The organism is Novosphingobium sp. AAP93 (assembly GCF_001296055.1).
Taxonomy (GTDB): Bacteria; Pseudomonadota; Alphaproteobacteria; order Sphingomonadales; family Sphingomonadaceae; genus Novosphingobium.
On record NZ_LJHZ01000075.1, the window covers coordinates 1 to 17,442 of the forward strand.

General features: G+C 65.9%; 18 protein-coding genes and 1 tRNA gene. 15 read left to right on the forward strand and 4 right to left on the reverse strand.

Going from position 1 to position 17,442, the window contains the following annotated elements; all coding sequences use genetic code 11:
- The first annotated feature begins 295 nt into the window (after positions 1–295).
- From IP83_RS11875 to IP83_RS11920, 10 genes are all read left to right on the forward strand, one after another.
- The gene (locus IP83_RS11875; protein WP_054122439.1) at positions 296–580 is read left to right on the forward strand and encodes a RebB family R body protein; all 285 of its coding nucleotides are present in this window, start codon (positions 296–298) and stop codon (positions 578–580) included.
- Positions 581–610: 30 nt separating this feature from the next.
- Positions 611–880, forward strand: coding sequence for a RebB family R body protein (locus IP83_RS11880; protein WP_054122440.1), 270 nt, complete (start codon positions 611–613; stop codon positions 878–880).
- Positions 881–985: 105 nt separating this feature from the next.
- The gene (locus IP83_RS11885; protein WP_054122441.1) at positions 986–1,219 is read left to right on the forward strand and encodes a RebB family R body protein; all 234 of its coding nucleotides are present in this window, start codon (positions 986–988) and stop codon (positions 1,217–1,219) included.
- Positions 1,220–1,266: 47 nt separating this feature from the next.
- A complete protein-coding gene (locus IP83_RS11890; RefSeq protein WP_054122442.1) occupies positions 1,267–1,533 on the forward strand; it encodes a RebB family R body protein in 267 nt (88 codons plus the stop codon).
- A 75-nt stretch (positions 1,534–1,608) separates the two neighbouring features.
- Positions 1,609–1,791, forward strand: coding sequence for a RebB family R body protein (locus IP83_RS11895; RefSeq protein WP_054122492.1), 183 nt, complete (start codon positions 1,609–1,611; stop codon positions 1,789–1,791).
- Complete coding sequence (locus IP83_RS20680) at positions 1,788–2,366, forward strand: RebB family R body protein (protein WP_054122443.1); 579 nt, start codon at positions 1,788–1,790, stop codon at positions 2,364–2,366. Before IP83_RS11895 ends, IP83_RS20680 begins: the two co-directional genes overlap by 4 nt.
- Positions 2,363–2,710, forward strand: a complete 348-nt coding sequence (locus IP83_RS11905; protein ID WP_054122444.1) for a hypothetical protein — start codon at positions 2,363–2,365, stop codon at positions 2,708–2,710. The genes IP83_RS20680 and IP83_RS11905 overlap by 4 nt, the downstream gene beginning before the upstream one ends.
- Positions 2,710–3,864, forward strand: a complete 1,155-nt coding sequence (locus IP83_RS11910; RefSeq protein ID WP_054122445.1) for a hypothetical protein — start codon at positions 2,710–2,712, stop codon at positions 3,862–3,864. The genes IP83_RS11905 and IP83_RS11910 overlap by 1 nt, the downstream gene beginning before the upstream one ends.
- Complete coding sequence (locus tag IP83_RS11915; protein ID WP_054122446.1) at positions 3,861–4,142, forward strand: hypothetical protein; 282 nt, start codon at positions 3,861–3,863, stop codon at positions 4,140–4,142. Before IP83_RS11910 ends, IP83_RS11915 begins: the two co-directional genes overlap by 4 nt.
- Before the next feature lie 55 nt (positions 4,143–4,197).
- Positions 4,198–7,893, forward strand: coding sequence for a hypothetical protein (locus IP83_RS11920; protein WP_054122447.1), 3,696 nt, complete (start codon positions 4,198–4,200; stop codon positions 7,891–7,893).
- Between the two features lie 51 nt (positions 7,894–7,944).
- Here IP83_RS11920 and IP83_RS11925 read toward each other — a convergent pair whose 3' ends face one another.
- The 4 genes from IP83_RS11925 to IP83_RS11940 all read right to left on the reverse strand — a co-directional run bounded on the left by IP83_RS11925 (position 7,945) and on the right by IP83_RS11940 (position 12,917).
- A complete protein-coding gene (locus tag IP83_RS11925) occupies positions 7,945–9,501 on the reverse strand; it encodes a helix-turn-helix domain-containing protein (protein WP_054122448.1) in 1,557 nt (518 codons plus the stop codon).
- Between the two features lie 465 nt (positions 9,502–9,966).
- Complete coding sequence (locus IP83_RS11930; protein WP_231625023.1) at positions 9,967–11,781, reverse strand: winged helix-turn-helix domain-containing tetratricopeptide repeat protein; 1,815 nt, start codon at positions 11,779–11,781, stop codon at positions 9,967–9,969.
- A 191-nt stretch (positions 11,782–11,972) separates the two neighbouring features.
- A tRNA-Leu gene (locus IP83_RS11935) sits at positions 11,973–12,059 on the reverse strand.
- A 102-nt stretch (positions 12,060–12,161) separates the two neighbouring features.
- Positions 12,162–12,917 carry an MJ0042-type zinc finger domain-containing protein gene (locus tag IP83_RS11940; RefSeq protein WP_054122450.1) on the reverse strand — a complete coding sequence of 252 codons (756 nt, stop codon included), beginning with the start codon at positions 12,915–12,917 and terminating at the stop codon, positions 12,162–12,164.
- A gap of 160 nt (positions 12,918–13,077) precedes the next feature.
- Between IP83_RS11940 and ftsE the strand changes: the two genes are divergently transcribed.
- Genes ftsE through IP83_RS11965 form a run of 5 tightly spaced genes read left to right on the forward strand, consistent with a single transcriptional unit; the run spans position 13,078 to position 17,293 of the window.
- Complete coding sequence (gene ftsE, locus IP83_RS11945; protein ID WP_054122451.1) at positions 13,078–13,824, forward strand: cell division ATP-binding protein FtsE; 747 nt, start codon at positions 13,078–13,080, stop codon at positions 13,822–13,824.
- Positions 13,824–14,750 carry an ABC transporter permease gene (locus IP83_RS11950; RefSeq protein ID WP_054122452.1) on the forward strand — a complete coding sequence of 309 codons (927 nt, stop codon included), beginning with the start codon at positions 13,824–13,826 and terminating at the stop codon, positions 14,748–14,750. The genes ftsE and IP83_RS11950 overlap by 1 nt, the downstream gene beginning before the upstream one ends.
- Position 14,751: 1 nt before the next feature.
- Positions 14,752–15,309, forward strand: coding sequence for a YdcF family protein (locus tag IP83_RS11955; RefSeq protein ID WP_054122453.1), 558 nt, complete (start codon positions 14,752–14,754; stop codon positions 15,307–15,309).
- A gap of 8 nt (positions 15,310–15,317) precedes the next feature.
- A complete protein-coding gene (locus IP83_RS11960) occupies positions 15,318–16,010 on the forward strand; it encodes a 1-acyl-sn-glycerol-3-phosphate acyltransferase (protein WP_054122454.1) in 693 nt (230 codons plus the stop codon).
- The gene (locus IP83_RS11965) at positions 16,007–17,293 is read left to right on the forward strand and encodes a divalent metal cation transporter (protein ID WP_082364666.1); all 1,287 of its coding nucleotides are present in this window, start codon (positions 16,007–16,009) and stop codon (positions 17,291–17,293) included. The genes IP83_RS11960 and IP83_RS11965 overlap by 4 nt, the downstream gene beginning before the upstream one ends.
- The last annotated feature ends 149 nt before the right edge of the window (positions 17,294–17,442 follow it).

The following is a 17,442-nucleotide window of genomic DNA, read 5'->3' on the forward strand; positions in this document are numbered from 1 at the left end:
GGCAGGGAGCCGATAGATGGCCTGTGGAGCGGCGGGTCGGGCCAGGTGGGCGCTTCCGCCCAGGCCTCTGCCATCGCGCTGTTCCTCGCCGCCGGCTCCTGAACCGGACCATCCGCCGAGGGGCGCATGCGGACATAATCGCCAGGATCCGGCAAATCTCATCATCTGACAATTACGCAAAGCGCCCGCATTTTTGAGCGGAAACTACAGTCCAGAACCAGGCGATGCTGGTTACGCTTCCCCTGTCGATTGGACTTTCGGGCCGGTGAGACCCGACCGATTCACAGGAGGATATATGGCATTCCCGACTGCAGTGAACGACCAGATTACGGACAGCGTCACCCAGGCGAACGTCAAGGTGCTCGGCGATGCCCCTGCAATGGCCATGGGCAACCTCTATCAGGCGACCGCGCAGGCGCTGGCCAACGCGGCTCACAATGCCACCAACGCCCAGCAGCAGAGCTATGTCACCGCGCAGAGCGCCACCACGATGGGCGTCGCCACGCTCTACTCGCTCGACACGGCCTCCACCGGCAAGGCCACGTCCGCCATCCTGAACAGCACGCCGCGCGGCCTGTAATTCAACCGACCCCACTGAAAGGAATTTCGCATGGCTTTCCCGACCGCCGTCAACAACCAGATCACCGACAGCGTCACACAGGCGAACGTCAAGGTTCTGGGCGATGCCCCCGCCCTTGCCATGGGCAACCTCTATCAGGCGACCGCGCAGGCGCTGGCCAATGCGGCGCACAATGCGACCAACGCCCAGCAACAGAGCTATGTCACCGCACAGGCCGCGACGACGATGGGCGTCGCCACGCTCTACTCGCTCGACACCGCATCGACCGGGATCGCGACCAAGAGCATCCTCGGCAGCTGACAGACCGGCTTCGGCGTTCCGGGCCCAGCGTGAATTCAGCATGCCGCGATCGCTGCTGAAGCTGGGCAAGGAAACGCCCCTGGTCCGCAGGGATGATGACAGTCGATGGCTTTCCCGACGCCCGTCAATGAACTGATTACAGATTCGGTCTCGCAGGCCAATCTGCAAGTCATCGGTTCTGCGCCGTCGATCGCCATGGCCGACCTGTACCAGGCCTCGGCCCAGGCTCTGGCGCTTGCCGCGCACAATGCCGTGCAGGCGCAGCAGCAGCTCAACATCACCAGCCAAGCCGCGACTTCGGCAGGGGTCGCACTGATCCTTGCGGCCGTGCCGAAATAGCTTGCCCCCGTCCGCTTTGCGAAACCCGTTCAGAGAGGAACTAGACAGTGGCCTTTCCCACCTCGCTCAACAGCCAGATCACCGATGCAGTATCGCAGGCCAATGTGAAAGTGGTCGGTGATGCCCCGGCCATGGCCATGGGCAACCTCTATATCTCCACCAGTCAGGCGCTTGCCAACGCCGCCCACAACGCCACGGCGAACCAGCAGCAGTCCAGCGTCACGATGCAGGCCTCGACCACGCAGGGTGTCGCCACCTTGCTTTCGATCGATATCGGCTCGACCGGCGCGGCGACAGCGCGGATCCGGCGTTAACGGTCGGATCGGGCAGCCGGGATGCCCTCCGCCACAGGCCTGACCGTCATCGCACGCGGGGTCGGCGATGTCGATATGATCAACGCCGGCGCGGCCCCGCAGCAGGCGATGGGGATGACCTACCTGGCGAACGCCAATTCCATCGCACTTGTCATGGGGAATGCCGCCTTTGCCCAGCAACGCGGACAACTGATCGGTGCCACGGCCTTGGCAAAAGTGATCGTCCGAATCTTATCAGCAGGGAGTGGAGCGCCATGACCGAGAGCAGTCTTAACAAGCAGATGGTCGATTCCGTCGCTGCCGTGAACTTCATCAACACCGGCTCGTCGCAGAACAATGCGCAGGCGATGCTCAACGCGGTGATGGCCGAAACCTTGGGCATGGCCATGCACAACGCGGTGATGCGGCAGCAGTCGAACAGCATGGTCAGCTCGGCCGCAACCACGGCGGCTTGCGCAAGAATGCTGCAGTCGCGCTGGGGTGGAGAGCCGGTCAAGCCGCACGTGCCGCCAGTCGATCCTCCCGTCATTCCCCCGCTGGATGGACCGCCCGATCCTCCTCCTCCTCCCGACGGCGCTGTGGCGGTGGCAACGGCAAAGGCCCAGGCCGACCGCGCGATCAACACGCTCGGCGCCGAGATGAAGAATGGGACTGCAGCCAGCTCGACGCTTTCGGGCATCGCCGAGGCGATCAAGAACTTCATGCCCAAGCCGCCGGAGCAGCCGGCCCCGGTTGCTCCGGTCTCGGGTCCACCGGCTGCGAGCGCCGCTCCCGCGCAGCCGCAGGCAGACAAGACCGACCCGAATCCACCCAGCGCGAGTGAGACACAATGAGCGGCACCCAGATCGACCAGGCGCTGATCGATGCGGTCGTCAACAGCCGTGATGCGGTCATGGGGCCGCAGACGGTCCTGACAAGCGGCGCGGGCAAGGCCTATCAGTCGGTTGCCCAGACCGCGGCCATCGCCATTCAGGATGCGGCGGACAACCTGCGCAACATCTCGACCATCGCGACGACCGCAACCGGCGTGGCCATGGCGGAGTATCTCGCCACCGGGCAGCCCGACATGCAGGCGTTTCTTGCGATCACCAAGACGATGATGGCGAACGCGACGGCCGATTTCGCCGCGATCGGCAAGGCCTCCAATGCCATCATCGGCGAATTCAAGTCTGGCTGATGGCTATCTTCATCGGCCCGAAACTGATCAAGGACGGGAGCGCGATTTCCGAGCTCACCCGCCAGACGATCGCGTTCATCGACGGCGGCACCGTGTGGGCGCGGTGGGCACTCCACGGCAACGAGGTCAGAGCCAGCTTCACCGATGAGAGCCAGATGGTCGGTGCGATCCAGTCCGGGTTGCACGGCGGTCCGTTTGCCTATCTGCCGCACCTGCGGCTGATCGTCAGCCCGATCAAGCTGATGACCCTGTCGCTGGATGACCTCCAGCTGATTGCCCGCGCCGAGATCGAAGGCGAGCCTGTGGCGCAGAATGAACGTCTGAAGCTCATCTTCAGCGCGCACGGGTTGCTGACGATCGACCAGTTGCGAGCGGGGATGGACTGGCTCGGCACACTCCAGCTCCCCGACCTCGATCTGTTTCAGGTGGCTTCCTTTACCGATCAGGTCGCGATCGCCAATCTGGCGGACTGGGTGCAGGAGCACCGGATCAGCGCGGCCACGAGCGTCGATGCGGCAGGCTTCGCCAAGTCCGAAAGCCGCACGCCGCTCGAGTTCATCGATTTCTTTCGATGCTATATCGGCGTTTCTGAAAAGCTTTCCGGCGGCAAGGCCGGGCGTGCAGAGCTTGCTGAGGCGTCGCAATCCGCCGTTCATCTGCTGTCGCCGCTGGCCTTCCATGCCTTGGATTGCCCGCAGACCAGTCCGCTCAGCAGCCCCGATGATGTCGCGCTTGCGGTCGAGATGTGGGCGGCCTCAGGGCGCGCGCTGGGCTTTGCACGGATTTCCGCCTGCGTCCGCGAGATTGTCCTGAACACGCGCTTTGTCGGTGACGAAAACTGGTTCACGCACCGCGAAGCCTGGGCGCGCAATCGCTTCGAAGCCTATGTCGAGACGGTCAAGGCCATCACCTTGCGGGCCAAGATCCGCCAGCCTTTCATGGGTCAGGACGGCGCAACCTGCCACTACAGCATGGCTGCCGGCGATTACGTTGCCCGTGTCCAGCTTGACCCGGCAGGTATCATCGCCCTCAGCAGCCTGCAGAAGGCGGCTTCTTCCGATCAGATCATCAATCCGTTCGGTCACGCGACACACGATCCGCGTGCGCCCGAGCCAACCATGTTCGATCTAGCCAAGGAGGAACAAGAGCCATGATCAAGCGCAAACAGCGCCTCAGCCTGACTGAGCGCGAGGCCGCCTATCTGGAGCGCCATGCGGCGCTTGAGGCGCGGCGGGAAGCTCTGCGGGCAAACAAGGAGATGGCGAAGGTCGACCGCGCGCAGCGACTGGCCGAACTGGCGGTCGAGTTCGCCGATTTCGAGACCGAACTGGACCAATGGCGCAATGTCCGGGCGATGGAGGAAGCCCAGGAGCGGGCAACCGAGGCCGGGATCTACGCGGAAGATGTCGTCGCCGAGACCAGCGATGCCTGACGGCAACCCGGGTTGCCGAGCCGGATCGCCCCGTTTGCCGGGAGCGCGCTAACCCATGGTCCGCATCCTCCAGGTCCGGCCAGAGGCGGTTGATCCGAAGCAGGCGCTTGAACAGGTCGCCGAGATCGCCGGAGCGCGGCTGCAGCAGCAGATCAGCCTCGCGGCACCGCGCGATGCCGCGCTGACCTGGAAGGCGGCGGCCGTACACCCGTTGCAAGCGATGGAAACCGAACACCAGGGGATTGTCCACGATGCCGTGCGCGGAATGGACAATCCCGAACAGCGCAAACTTGCCGAAGGCAAGGCGCTGGGACAATTCTACTTTTTCGATGCTGGCGCACCGCGCCTGCTCGGGGTCGGGCAGGGCGAGGCTTATGACGGTGATCCGCACCCGCTGATCAATGACAAACTGCGCGCGATCCGTCATCTGCTCAAGGACGCCGAAGCGCTGCTTCAGCCCCGCGGCGGAGCGCCGGTCGATGTCGACAAGCTGCGCCAGGTTCTCCGGACAGCATTCGATCGGGCCAGAGCGGTGCGGACCATCTTCGTAAGCCTGCCGGATTCCGACCAGTGGCAAGTCCCGGCGATCGATGCTGCCACCCACGCGCTCGATGGCCTGCGTCATGAGATCGCACAGGCCAACACCGTGCCGAGATTTGCCGAGATCATCCGGCGCATGGAAATGGCGCGCCGCAACTTGACCGAGGCGGCCAATGGGCTCGGCTCGGTCCAGATGTTCTACGTGATCGAAACCTTTTATCTCTTCCGGCTGCTGGTCCGGTACCAGATCGAATCACCTCGCCATCTGAGCGACGAGGCGATTGCCGAGGCCAGCGGTGCGCTGACCGATCTGATGACCAACGGTCATCCCTGGCTGAACGATTGGCTGCGCGACAAGATCGTGGAACTGGCCGACCGGATCCGGCGTGTCGATCCGGCGAACAACACGCTGTTCTTTCTCAAGGGCGGCCGCGCGCTGCGGTATCTCGAGGGACAGCCGCAGCGCGGCAAGAACGATTGGGACACGCAGATCGTCATCAATCCCGAACTGCCCCCGGCCGACTGGTACGATCTGTTCCGGCGCGTCTCCAACGAAGTGCTGATGGCGCTGCAGGATTTCAACGCCGAACTGTACACGCTGCTCCACCACCATGCGGCCCGGATGCAACAAGAGCTGGCGGATCTCGTGCAACCGCCCGATCCGCCGCCGCCCAACCAGGCCCAGTTGCTCGATGTGGTCTGGGACAGGATCGACCTCGATGCGCTGGAAGACTGGCTGAACGAGGATGAACTGCAGGACCCGCTGCCGCGCCGCCACAAGGCCAACTGCAAGGCCGAACTGATCGACATCGGCCTGCCGCGCTATGACACGATCGAGGCGCTGGAACAGTGGCGTCATCTGCGCGAGAACATCCAGATCGCACCCGATCTCGTTCCCTACCCCGGGCCGCTATACTACATCGCCGAATACCTGATGATGGTACGCGAGGTATTCGCCGGCCACTCGCACTCGTTGCGCAAGGCTCCCGTCCGGATCGAGCGACTCTACAACATGCTCAACCTGCCCGGTGTCGATGCGCTGGTCGCGGCCCACCATGGCGCTGTTGTCCAGGCCCGGCTGCCGCTTTCCTATGATCAGGTGCTGCGGGTGCAGGACATTCCCAGCCGCCGCGCACTGCTGGTCACGCTCGCCGATTTCATCAAGGCCTATGGTCTGGACAAGGACATCGGCTTCAACGGTGCGCAGGGGCCGGTCATGGGATTTGCGCAGGCATTCGATGCGGTCCTCGCCCCGCTCGTGCCCGCCTTGCCGCAAGAGGCGCCCTATCCCCCAGGGGTGGCGGACATGCTGAACACTCTCAATCAACAGCCCGGGCCACTCTGCCTTGCAAGGGCGATCGGGTTTGCCGAGCAGGTCTCGCAATGGGCCGAGGCCCACCTCAAGGAGCGCGCCGCGTTCGTGCTCGGCCGCAATGCCGAGCTCAACGCCTTTCTGCAGTTCTTCTTCACCAGCCATCTGGTCTCGCCGACCGAGGAACGCGAACTGCAGGCGGCGATCCGGGGCAGTTACGGCGCCTGGCTGCAAGGCTCCTACGCCAATTCGCTGCGCACTGCCGATCTCGATCCGACCGCCTTCATCTCGATCGGGGTCTATTCCTCAAACCCGCACGCCGCCCCTCCCGTGCTGTTCGAACTGCTGCAGGATGCCGTGCAGGATTGCCTGCAGCAAGCCCGCTTTGTCGGTCGGTTCGAACGCAGCGACGATCCCGGCGCGCAGGTGATCCGGCTGTTCTGGAACCAGGCCGATCTCACGCTCACCTTCCAGCCGGTCAACGGCGATGCCAGAACGGCCGACTATGCCGGGCTCGCCATCGAGTTTGTCGTGTTGCCGCCGCCGGCGCGGCCCCTGTTGACTTACGTCTGGGGATTGCCGGTGCTGGGCTTGCGCGACCTTGTCGGCGAGTATCGCGCCGAGACGGCCGACATCGAAGACTATGGATGCCGGTCCCGCCTTCGCCGGACCACCGATGCGCTGGGCGAGAACGCGACGCGGGCGATCGATCCGGCGATCCACAATCCGGCCACGGCGGCCCTGCGCGATGGCACCGGTCATCATCTGATGATCAGCTCCGACAGCCTCGCGATCGGCCGCGGCGCTGATTATCCGCAAAGCTATGCGGCCTCCAACATGGCGCTCAAGCTCGTCCTCACCCGCAACCGGGCGGCGCTGCGCAAGGCGCTGACCCTGCCGCCCGCCGCGCCTTCGGTCGACCGCTCGCTCGATCTGCTGGTGATCAACCAGGGGCACGGCGATCTTGGCCGGTTCGCGCATTGGACGGCCAAGGACCTGCGCGACAATCTGGTCGGTCCGATGGCCCGGTCGGGTGTGCGCGCCAACATCATTGTGCTCGACTTCTGCCTGTCGGCATCGCTGATCGGCTGCTTTGCCGCACTCTGCGCACCCGGCGGCGTGATCCTTTCGCATGTCTACTCGACATCCGACGTCCTCCTGACCACCGAGGTCTGGCGCCAACTGGAGCAATCCCTCAAGCACCGCGATGTCGCCGGAGTTCGCCGCATCCTTGATCAGCGGGCTACCGCCATGTCCGAAGGGCTGACCGGCCTTGCCCATGTCGAGGCCGTGCGGAGCTGGAGCGAGCTCGAGACCGCGGTCTACCTCCAGCACAACCCCTTCGATGCCGATCCGATCTCGATCATCCGCTATCTGCCGGGAATCGCCCACGCGCTGCAGAATCCGAACCTGCCACCTGCCGTGATCGCGCAGAGGCTGGCGGAAATTGCCCAATCCCGGAATCTGGGTTTCAACGACCGCGCGATCGTGGCGATCCTGCCTGCCACCCCCGAACAGGTCGCGCATATCATTGCGCTGTTCCGCAATCGTCTGATCATGATCCTGATCCGGCTCAATCTCCCCAACTGCGATCTGCAGGCGCTGCCTCTGTTCGGAGCGGGCAGTCTGTGGGACATGGTGATCGACCACCGGCTGCGGCTGCTGGCACAGGCGCGGGGATTGCGCCGCTGCCCGACCCCGCTGACGATCTTCTCGCGGGATGATGCAAAGCTGCTCATCGACGAGGCCATCGCCAAGCCGCAGATCGCGCCCGAAGTACGCGCCTTGCTGTCGATCGCCGAACCCTCGGCGGTCGGGGATATCGTGGCAATCCTTGATGAGCTGTTCGATGAGGATGCCGTCTCCGTTCTGCAGGAAGTGCCAGACCTCTTCCAGTGACCGGGCGGGCAAAGGCCGCACAACCACACAGCCCCAACACCGCTGCCGGGATCACTGGCCCTGATGCGCGCGCCGGTAAGCGGACGGGCTGATTCCGACCTGCTTGCGGAAGGTCTTCTCGAAGTGGCTGAGATCGGCGAAGCCCAGCATCAGCGCCAGCTCGGTAATCGGAAGCCTGTCGCGGTGGGCCAGCAAGCGCTGGGCATGAAGGATGCGCAGTCGGGCCTGCAGCATCTTGAAGCTCATGCCCAGTTCGGTGCGGAACAGATAGCCCAGATGCGAGGCGCTGGCGTGGCTGAGAGAGGCCAGACCACCGATGCTCAGCGGCTCTCCATAGTGCCGCGCGAGATGCGCCAGCGCACGGCGCAGGCAAGGATGGACCGATCCCAGTGCTTCCTGATCATCGGCGAAGACTCGTTGCGCCCAGTCCGGCGCCTCGATCGGCCCGGGAGCCGATACTGGCGCCTCCGATCCGCTCCTCGCGGACCCCGCCCCCTGCCCGGGGCCAGCGATCCACGGGGCGTAGCGTTGCACATCGCTGCACCGGATCGGCAGGCCGTCGGTCATGACCACCAGCCGCATGATCACGCGCTCCAGTTCAACAAGGTTTTCCGGCCAGTCGTACTGCTGCAGCAGCGCGATGAGTGCCGGACTCTTCTTCTGCGCGGGGTCGAAGCCATTGCGGCGCAAGGTCCAATCGACCAGCGGCTCGATATCGGTCCGGCGCAGGCGCAGCGGCGGCACGGCGAGATTGAGCATGTCGATCTCGGCCAGCAAGGCCCGTGAAAAACGCCCGTCAGCCGCTGCATCGACGAGGTATTCGCAGGTGGAGGCAATGACCCGGACATCGCCGGCTCCCGGCCCCTTCAGCCATTGGCCGAGGTGCGAGCGCATATAGAGCGGCAATCGCTCCTGATGGCAGCGGGCGAGCCGTTCAATACCATTGAGGAACAACGTCCCGCGCTCGGCTGCGGAAAACCACGCGGCCGGATCCCCTCGCGGCTCGGCACAGTTCACCTCGACAAGAGGGCCGCGCGCACGTTCGCCCAGGCAATGGATCGACAATGCCGAAAGCAGCTTCTCCGTCCCGAATTCGCCCGTCAGCAGCACGGGGAGGTCGCTCAGGCTGGCGCGTTCCAGCGCGGTTTCATGCGCAAGCAGTGCCGGACTGCCGCCCACGAACGCCAACGGGACGCCATATTCAGCCATGCTCCAGCGCTCGACTTCGGCGCGGCGGCAATAGCGCGCGAATGGCGGGGCCAGCTGTGCCATGGCATCCTGCGTTGCAAAAGCATCGTTGCTGCCATGGTCGAGATCGACTTCGATGAGGCCGATCGAGGCCGGACCATAGCTCAACCGCTGGCGCAGGGGCGCGCCGCGCGCCCATTCGCGCTCTGTACGGCTGCGCTCCACGTAGAGACGGCGGCCCAACGCCGGGTTGTCGAGGCTCACCCGTGCGGCCCTGATCGCCTGGCCGCGCATCAGAAAGTCGGCTACCATGCCCAGCGCCTGCTCGATGTAGCGTGCTCCGACGGGCAACTGGTTGAAGAGATCGGCCGCAGCCGGTGTGGCGGAGTTGTCATGGCCGATCATGCCGGCGATCCGCATGCCCCGTGCCCCGCCTTGCGTCCGCACAACGTACGGCAATCTCCCCAAGTCCCGATTGGTGCCATATACGATCCTGCCAGCTGCGCCCTGCTCGGCCCGCATCGGTGATCGCCTCCCGGCAACAGGGCCAAGGTGCGGATCACCGAATTGGGGCAAGCACCCAAGCGGCGGACAATAGGCACATCAGGTGTCCGCCGACATGACCGGCGCCTGATCAAATGCCGATGATATGCCGATAAATGCGGTGCCTCAATCGGTTGCTGGCCGGCCTGACGGGCACAGCGAGATCCCCATTGTCGCGACGATGCGAAGATGGCTGCAGCGAGCGCGTCATTGGGGCCCGCAGCAAGCGCTTTGCCGACGGACTGAACCGAAGCTGGAACTTTGCTCCCATTGATTCGCTGAAATGGCAGCAGCGCCGCAGACAGTCCCGGGCTGCCGGTCAGCCCGGCACATGCGAACGGGTCAGGTCGCTTGCCGCCACCAGCGCGGCAAGGACGACGTCCAGAATGTGTGGGCGCCCGGGCCCTCTGCCTGCGGCGATGTCTGTGGATCGTTCGTCTGCACCCGCTCGTCCCACCCGGCCAGTGCGAGCGCAGCCATGAAGCGCTGCGCATCGTCTCCATGCACAAACGGGTGGCCCAGCCGCTGGTCGCGGCCGCTATCATCCGGCGACAAGGCCTTGATCCGCGCGCAGGCGCTGCGAGCGGTCGCCATGTCCCCGGCATTGGCGGCGCAAGCGGCAACGATACCATGCAGGAAAACATAGTCCGGTCGCCGCGCCGCGGCCGCCCGCGCCGCACCCAGCGCCTGCTCGGGACGATCGGCCAGAAACAGCGCGATCGCTTTCGACCACAGCCACAACCAGTCGTGCGGGTCGTTCGGACTCAGCTGAAGCGCGGAATCGGCCAGTGACAGGACTTGCCCTGTATCGCCCCCGCCAAACGCCATGAGCCGGGCCAGTTCACCTAGGGCCTGCGCATTGCCGGGGCTCAGCTCCAGCGACCGCAGTTGCGCCGCGAGTGCCTGTTCGTGCGCGCCCTGCTGCGCCAGCACGATCCCCATGACATGGAACGCCATCGCAGACCGGTTGTCTGCGGCGAGCGCGCGGCGCGCATAGCCGTCGGCCTTTTGCAGGAACCACGCCGGATCCGGACACCCGCCCGACCACTGCTGGCCTAGCGAGGCCATCGCCAGCAGCGAGAGCGCCGCCGCGTCTTCGGGCTCTTCGATCAAAGCCTGGAGGAGCAGCGCGTCGGCCTGTTCGAGGTCATCCACCTTGCCTTTCCAGATATGGAACCGGGCGCGGATGAGCAGATTCCAGAAGTCGCGACCGGGCGGTGTACGGCGACCCTCGAGCTGTTCGTGATGCAGGATCGCCGGCCCGATCGCACCGGCAATCTCCACGGCAAGCTCCGTCTGCACGGCGACCAGATCACCGATGGGCCGCCTGTACCGCGCGCTCCAGATCGTCTTGTCGCTCTGCCCGGCCACGAGGGTGAGGAGCAGATGCAGTTCTCCGGCAAGGCAGCGGATCTGCCCTTGCACCAGATAGCGCACGCCGAGGTCTTCGCAGGCCTGGCGCGCACCGCCGGCGGCGGGGCGGTAGGAGAGCGAGGAAAGCGGCGAAATGGTGCGCAGCAGCGGCGTGCGTGTCAGGTTGGCAATGATTTCCTCGGCCATGCCTTCGGCCAGATCCCCTTCATCGCCGCCGCGCTCGGGCTGCCGGAAGCGGAGCACGGCGAGGCCGGGGATCGTGGCGGCTGCGCCCCGCACTTCCGCTGTCGGCTCCGACTGCGCGGCTTCGCCAATTTCTCCCGCGAAGAAGATCGGCCGATCGATCTGGCCAAGCAGCCGGTAGCCGACTTTCTTGAACGTCTCGATCTGGAACCGTTCGACCCCGTCGGCGCAGGCCAGCTTGCGCAAGCGACCAACCACGCGGTTGATCGCGTCCTCGCCGACGATTCGGCCGTTCCAGCAGAGCTGGACAAGGGCGTCGCGGCTGACCACCCGGGGCGAATGTTCGGCCAGCACCACAAGAACTTGCATCACACGCGGCTCGAGATGATGCACGGTGCCAGACCTGACGCGGCATAACGAGGGTTCAACCGCCAGCCCACCGAGCTGAAAGGGCCGCTGCTGCGCGAGATCGATCGAGCGCCCGCCAGATGAATGGGACCTGGAATGCATCAGAATAGAGGCCCGCAGCGCTGATTTCAGGCGAGGATAGCCACACTGGAAATCATTTGCACCAAAAGAGAAATAGTTAACGGCGTACAATCTCGTCCAAATTCGCGATGAATTCGGGCGGGTCCTGAAAATTGGCATCCATGCTGATTGAAGTCGGGCGCGCGGCCGTACATCGCGGGCGTGTTAGGGCGACTGCGGCTCGTTCACCTTGCGCACAAACGATGCAAGTCTGCACCGCAGGGGTGCCCGAAGGCAAAGTCTGTTTCGCTTGTCAGTTTGTCTGGTGCGGTCGAGAAGACTCGAACTTCCACGGGCTTTCGCCCACAACGACCTCAACGTTGCGCGTCTACCAGTTCCGCCACGACCGCACATCGAATGCGGGTTTGCCTTCGAGAAGGCTGCCCCGCCGGGGTAGAGCGGCGCCCCTAGCAAAGCCCCCCGCGCGGCGCAACAACCTAGCGGCGGTTTTTTTATTCGGGCTTCCAGCCGATCTCGGCGACCTTGGCGCTCTTGGGAACGTCGGTGACCGCCTCGTTGATCGTCACGCTTTCGCCGGGCTTGAGCAGCTCGCGCGGCGGGGCGACGTTCCAGGTGTAGACCACCTTGTCCTTGGCGTCGCGCAGCACGATCAGGATCGGCGGCACTTCCTGCGGCTGCTTGCCGACATTGGTGACCGTGCCGCTCGCGCCGAAATACTCGGTGCCGTTGGGCAAAGTGCGCCGGTCCTGCCGCTCGGACGGGAACGCCAGCACGAGATCGGGATTGCCCGAGCCGAACGTGCCGTGCGCGGTCGGCAACCAGCTGGGCAGGCCAAGCCATGTCGCAAGGGCGACCAGCAGCGCGACCAGCACTGCAAAGCCTACACCGGCGATGGTCCAGACCTTCGCCATATTGCGCCGGGGACGGAACGGCGGCTGGTGATCGAAGCTGGACGGCGCCTCATCAAACGTTTCGTCTGCAACGCGCGCGGCGGGCCGGACCACCGGGCGCGGCACGACAGGCGGTTCGGGAACCGGCTCCACTGATGCGGCAGGCACTTCGGGTTCGGTAACAGCCGTCGTCACCGGCGCTTGTGCCGCCGCCGGCTCTTCGCGCGGCGGCAGTTCCGGCCCGGCCTGGAACCAGCTGTGGCGGCACTTCGCACAGCGCACGGTGCGCCCGTCGACACCGATCGCACTGTCAGGGACGACGTAGCGCGTCGAACAGGCGGGGCACGCAATGATCATGCGGCGGTTAAGCATGCGAACTTGCGGAGAAACAATAGGTATGGACGGGGAGAAGTGCTCACCCGCCCTTTTTTCCACATCGATTGCGCCCTATAGCCGCCCCGAGCGGCGCGCGGGCCCTGCGCGTGCGCCACAACCCACCGGGATCGCAACGCCTGACATGAGCCAGCCTGATGCCGAAATCGTCCAGTTCGACAACGTCGGGCTGCGCTACGGAACGGACAAGGAAATCCTCGCCGATGTCTCGTTCACGCTCTACCCGGGCTGCTTCTACTTCCTCACCGGCGCGAGCGGCGCAGGCAAGACCAGCCTGCTCAAGCTGCTCTACCTCGCCCAGCGCCCCTCGCGCGGGCTGATCCGCCTGTTCGGCACCGATGCGATCACCCTGCCGCGCGAACGCCTCCCCGGCTTCCGCCGCCGCATCGGGGTGGTGTTCCAGGACTTCCGCCTCGTCCCCCACCTCTCCGCCTTCGACAACGTGGCATTGCCGCTGCGCGTCGCCGGGGTGAACGAGAAAGACATCGCCCGCCCCGTCGGCGAAATGCTCGACTGGGTCGGCCTCGGCGACCGCCAGCATGCCCGCCCTGCCACGCTTTCGGGCGGGGAGCAGCAGCGCGTCGCCATCGCCCGCGCAGTGATCGCCCGGCCCGACATGCTGGTGGCGGACGAGCCGACCGGCAACGTCGATCCCGACATGGCGCTCAAGCTGCTGCGCCTGTTCGAAAGCCTCAATCGGCTGGGCACGACCGTGGTCGTCGCCACCCACGACGTCCACCTGATCCGCAAGGTGCCAGAATCGTTGATCATGCGCCTCGACAAGGGCCGCCTGAGCGATCCGACCGGCGCATTGCGCTATCCCCCGCGCCGGGCGACGATGTCGGGTGCGGATGCGCCGCCGGCAACCTGATGGCCCTCTTCTCCTCCCTCTTCCAGCGTTGGCGCGGCACGGCCGCCACCGGGGACCCGCGCTTGCTGCCCGAGGCGCAGCTGTCCGGCCCGATGCCGTGGGTCATCGCCATCATGATCGCGCTGACCGTCGTCGCCGCCGCCAGCGGGCTCGCCCTGCGCAACGCCGCGCAGACCGCGAGCGCCGATCTCGAAGGCGGCGTCACCGTGCAGATCGTCACCGCCGCGCCGTCCGAACGCCTCAAGCAGGCGGCAGCCGTCGTCGCCGTGCTTGCCAAGGCGCCCGAAGTGGCAGACGTTCGGCAGGTGGCACAGGAGGAACTCAACACCCTGGTCGAGCCCTGGCTCGGCACGCGGCCCGGCGACGATGTCGAGGCGCTGCCCATCCCGGCGCTGATCGACGTGCGGCTCAAGGGTCCGGCCACGCCCGACCGGGTGGCGCACTTGCGCGCGCTGGCCGTGCCGGTCGCGTCCTCCGCCCGCGTCGATGCGCAGGCGGGCTGGCTCGCCCCGGTGTTCGCCGCCATCGGCACGCTGCAATGGCTGGCGGGCGGCCTCATCGCGCTGCTCGCGCTCGCCACCATCGCCGCCGTGCTGCTCGCCTCGCGCAATGCGCTGGGCAATCACCGCGAGACGATCGAGATCGTCCACATGCTCGGCGGCACCGACCGGCAGATCGCGCGCGTGTTCCAGCGCTCGATGGCTTTCGATGCGGCGGCGGGCGGGCTGGTCGGCCTGCTCGCCGGCGTCGTCACCATTGTCGTGCTCTCGCGCCAGTTCGCCGGGCTCGGCTCGGGCATGGTCGCGGGCGCCGTGCTCCATTGGCAGGACTGGATCGTGATCGCCGCCATCCCGCTCGCCGGCGTCGCCCTTGCGGTGCTGACGGCGCGGATGACCGTGCTCGCCGCGCTTCGGCGGATGCTCTGACATGGCCCGCGTGCGCAAACCACCGGGGCTCATCCGCCGCATCGGCGCGACAGTCATGCTCGTCTGGGTGCTCGGCTTCCTGTGGTTCGCGCTCGCCCTGCCCCGCCCGGCGGGCGCGCAGAAAACCGACGGCGTCATCGCGCTGACCGGCGCAGGCGGACGCATCCCCCGCGCCATCGACGTGCTGCGCTCAGGCCAGGCCCGCAAGGTGCTGATCGCCGGCGTCGCCAGCGAAGTGAAACCGGCCGAGTTCGCCGCCGAGTACAAGGTCTCCCCCGAACTGCTGTCCTGCTGCGTCACGCTCGGCTTCGAATCCGTCGATACCCGCTCGAATGCCTTGGAAGCCGCGCGCTGGATCGCGGCGGAGCACATCACCTCGGTCCGCCTTGTCACCACCGATTGGCACATGCGCCGCGCGCAGTTCGATCTTGCCATGGCCGCCCCGCGCGGGGTGGAGATCCTGCCCGATGCCGTCCCCTCGCGGCCGAGCATGAAGACGCTGTTCATCGAGTACCACAAGCTGATCGCGCGCGTGCTCGCCTGGCTGGCGGGGTGGTAGGGCAAACCATGCCGCGCCTGCCCGACGTGCTGCGCAGCATGGCCTTCTATGCTGCGTTCTATGGCGGCACCGTGCTGCTGGTGTTCGTCGCGCTCGCGGTCATGCCGCTGGGCGGAAACCGCTACCGCGAGGTCGTTCGGATCTGGTCCACGTGGCACCGCACTTGCGTGGAAAAGCTGCTCGGCATCACCGTCGTCGGCGATCGGTTCGCCCCCCGGCCCGGCGTGCTTTACGCGATCAAGCACGAGTCCTTCTTCGAGGCGATCGACCTGCCGCACATGTACCCGCTGCCGGTCGTCTTCGCGAAGGAGCAGCTGCTGCGCATACCGCTGTGGGGCCAGATCGGCACGCGCTACGGCCTCATCGCGGTGGACCGTGCCCGCGGCGCCAGCGCGCTCAGGACCATGCTTGCCGAAGCCCGGCGCTGGACGGCAGACGGACGGCCGCTCGTCATCTTCCCCGAAGGCACCCGCGTTCCGCACGGCACGCAGCCCGCGCTGCAGGCCGGGTTTGCAGGGCTCTACAAGATGCTCGGCCTGCCGGTCGTCCCCGTCGCGGTCGACAGCGGGCCGCTCTACCACCATGTGTGGAAGCGCCCCGGCACGATCCGCTATCGCTTCGGGGAGGAAATCCCCCCCGGCCTTCCGCGCGAAGAGATCGAAGCCCGCGTCCACGCCGCGATCAATGTGCTGAGCGCGTGACCATCGACGACGCCCGCACCGATGAGCGGCATACCGAGGTCGACGTCCGCAGCTGGGGCGAAGTGCTCGGCCCCGGCCTGATCACCGGCGCGGCGGACGATGATCCCAGCGGGATCGGCACCTACAGCCAGGTCGGCGCGCAGTTCGGCTTCAGCCTCGCGTGGATCATGGTGTTCAGCTACCCGCTGCTCGTCGCCACCCAGCTGATCTGCGCGCGGATCGGCGCGGTGACCGGGCACGGCATCGCGCACAACCTGAAGCGGCACTACCCGCGCCCGGTGCTGTGGTTTTCGGTCCTGCTGCTGCTGGTGGCGAATACCATCAACCTTGGCTCGGACCTCGGCGCTATGGCCGCGGCGCTCAATCTGCTGCTCCCGGGGCCGACCATGCTCTATGTCGTGCTGTTCGGCGTGGTCTCGGTGCTGCTCGAGATCTTCGTCAGCTACGCGCGCTATACCCGCATCCTCAAATGGTCCGCGCTTTCGCTGCTGGCCTATATCCTCGTGCCGTTCGTCGCGCAGCTCTCGCCGAGCGAGGTGCTGCACGGCGTGCTGGTGCCGCAACTGAGCTTTGACCGCCAGACGACGATGGCGGTGATCGCCACGCTCGGCACCACGATCAGCCCCTACCTGTTCTTCTGGCAGGCCGGGCAGGAAGTGGAGGAGCAGCACCGGCTGCACACGCATCCGCTCGGCGTCTTCCCGCGTGCTGCAGGCCCCGGCCTTGCCCGGATGCGCACCGATACCGTGGTCGGCATGGCGGTAACGAGCGTGACCGCGCTGTTTATCGTGATCGCCACGGCGGCGACGCTGCACGCGCACGGGATCAACCAGATTGCTTCGGCCGATGCGGCGGCAAGTGCGCTGCGGCCGATTGCGGGCGATCTCAGCTTCCTGCTTTTCGCGGTGGGGATCATCGGCATCGGGCTGCTCGCGGTGCCGGTGCTGGCCGGATCGGCCGCCTACGCTCTCTCCGAAACCTTCGGCTGGACCGAGGGGCTCGACCGCAAACCGCACGAGGCCAAGGCATTCTACGGCGCCATCGTCGTCGCGGTGCTCGGCGGCGTCGCGCTCAACCTCATCGGGATCGACCCGATGCAGGCGCTTTACTGGACGGCGGTCATCAACGGCCTGCTCGCCCCGCCGCTGATGGTGATGACCATGCTTGCCGCGAGCAATCCCAAGGTCATGGGCCGGCTCACCCTGCCCCCGCTGCTCAAGATTGGCGGCTGGGCGGCGACGGCAGTGATGATCCTTGTCTCGGCGATGTTCCTGCTCAGCTGAGCGGCGATTTTCCTACAGCGGCGGTTTCTGGCATGACGAGTGGTAGGAACGCTCTCGTCCCACCTGCTGTTTGAAATCGTCGAAACACCGAAAACGTGCCTTGCGCGCAAAAGTGTCGCCTTGTCGCTTTTTCAGCTTTTATGGCCGCG

Coding starts and splice junctions, on each gene's coding strand:
- IP83_RS11920 (WP_054122447.1), top strand. CDS start 4,198: ATGGTCCGCATCCTCCAGGTCCGGCCAGAGGCGGTTGATCCGAAGCAG.
- IP83_RS20680 (WP_054122443.1), top strand. CDS start 1,788: ATGACCGAGAGCAGTCTTAACAAGCAGATGGTCGATTCCGTCGCTGCC.
- IP83_RS11950 (WP_054122452.1), top strand. CDS start 13,824: ATGGCCCTCTTCTCCTCCCTCTTCCAGCGTTGGCGCGGCACGGCCGCC.
- IP83_RS11940 (WP_054122450.1), bottom strand. CDS start 12,917: ATGATCATTGCGTGCCCCGCCTGTTCGACGCGCTACGTCGTCCCTGAC.
- IP83_RS11895 (WP_054122492.1), top strand. CDS start 1,609: ATGATCAACGCCGGCGCGGCCCCGCAGCAGGCGATGGGGATGACCTAC.
- IP83_RS11875 (WP_054122439.1), top strand. CDS start 296: ATGGCATTCCCGACTGCAGTGAACGACCAGATTACGGACAGCGTCACC.
- IP83_RS11905 (WP_054122444.1), top strand. CDS start 2,363: ATGAGCGGCACCCAGATCGACCAGGCGCTGATCGATGCGGTCGTCAAC.
- IP83_RS11915 (WP_054122446.1), top strand. CDS start 3,861: ATGATCAAGCGCAAACAGCGCCTCAGCCTGACTGAGCGCGAGGCCGCC.
- IP83_RS11910 (WP_054122445.1), top strand. CDS start 2,710: ATGGCTATCTTCATCGGCCCGAAACTGATCAAGGACGGGAGCGCGATT.
- IP83_RS11925 (WP_054122448.1), bottom strand. CDS start 9,501: ATGCGGATCGCCGGCATGATCGGCCATGACAACTCCGCCACACCGGCT.
- ftsE (WP_054122451.1), top strand. CDS start 13,078: ATGAGCCAGCCTGATGCCGAAATCGTCCAGTTCGACAACGTCGGGCTG.
- IP83_RS11880 (WP_054122440.1), top strand. CDS start 611: ATGGCTTTCCCGACCGCCGTCAACAACCAGATCACCGACAGCGTCACA.
- IP83_RS11955 (WP_054122453.1), top strand. CDS start 14,752: ATGGCCCGCGTGCGCAAACCACCGGGGCTCATCCGCCGCATCGGCGCG.
- IP83_RS11960 (WP_054122454.1), top strand. CDS start 15,318: ATGCCGCGCCTGCCCGACGTGCTGCGCAGCATGGCCTTCTATGCTGCG.
- IP83_RS11885 (WP_054122441.1), top strand. CDS start 986: ATGGCTTTCCCGACGCCCGTCAATGAACTGATTACAGATTCGGTCTCG.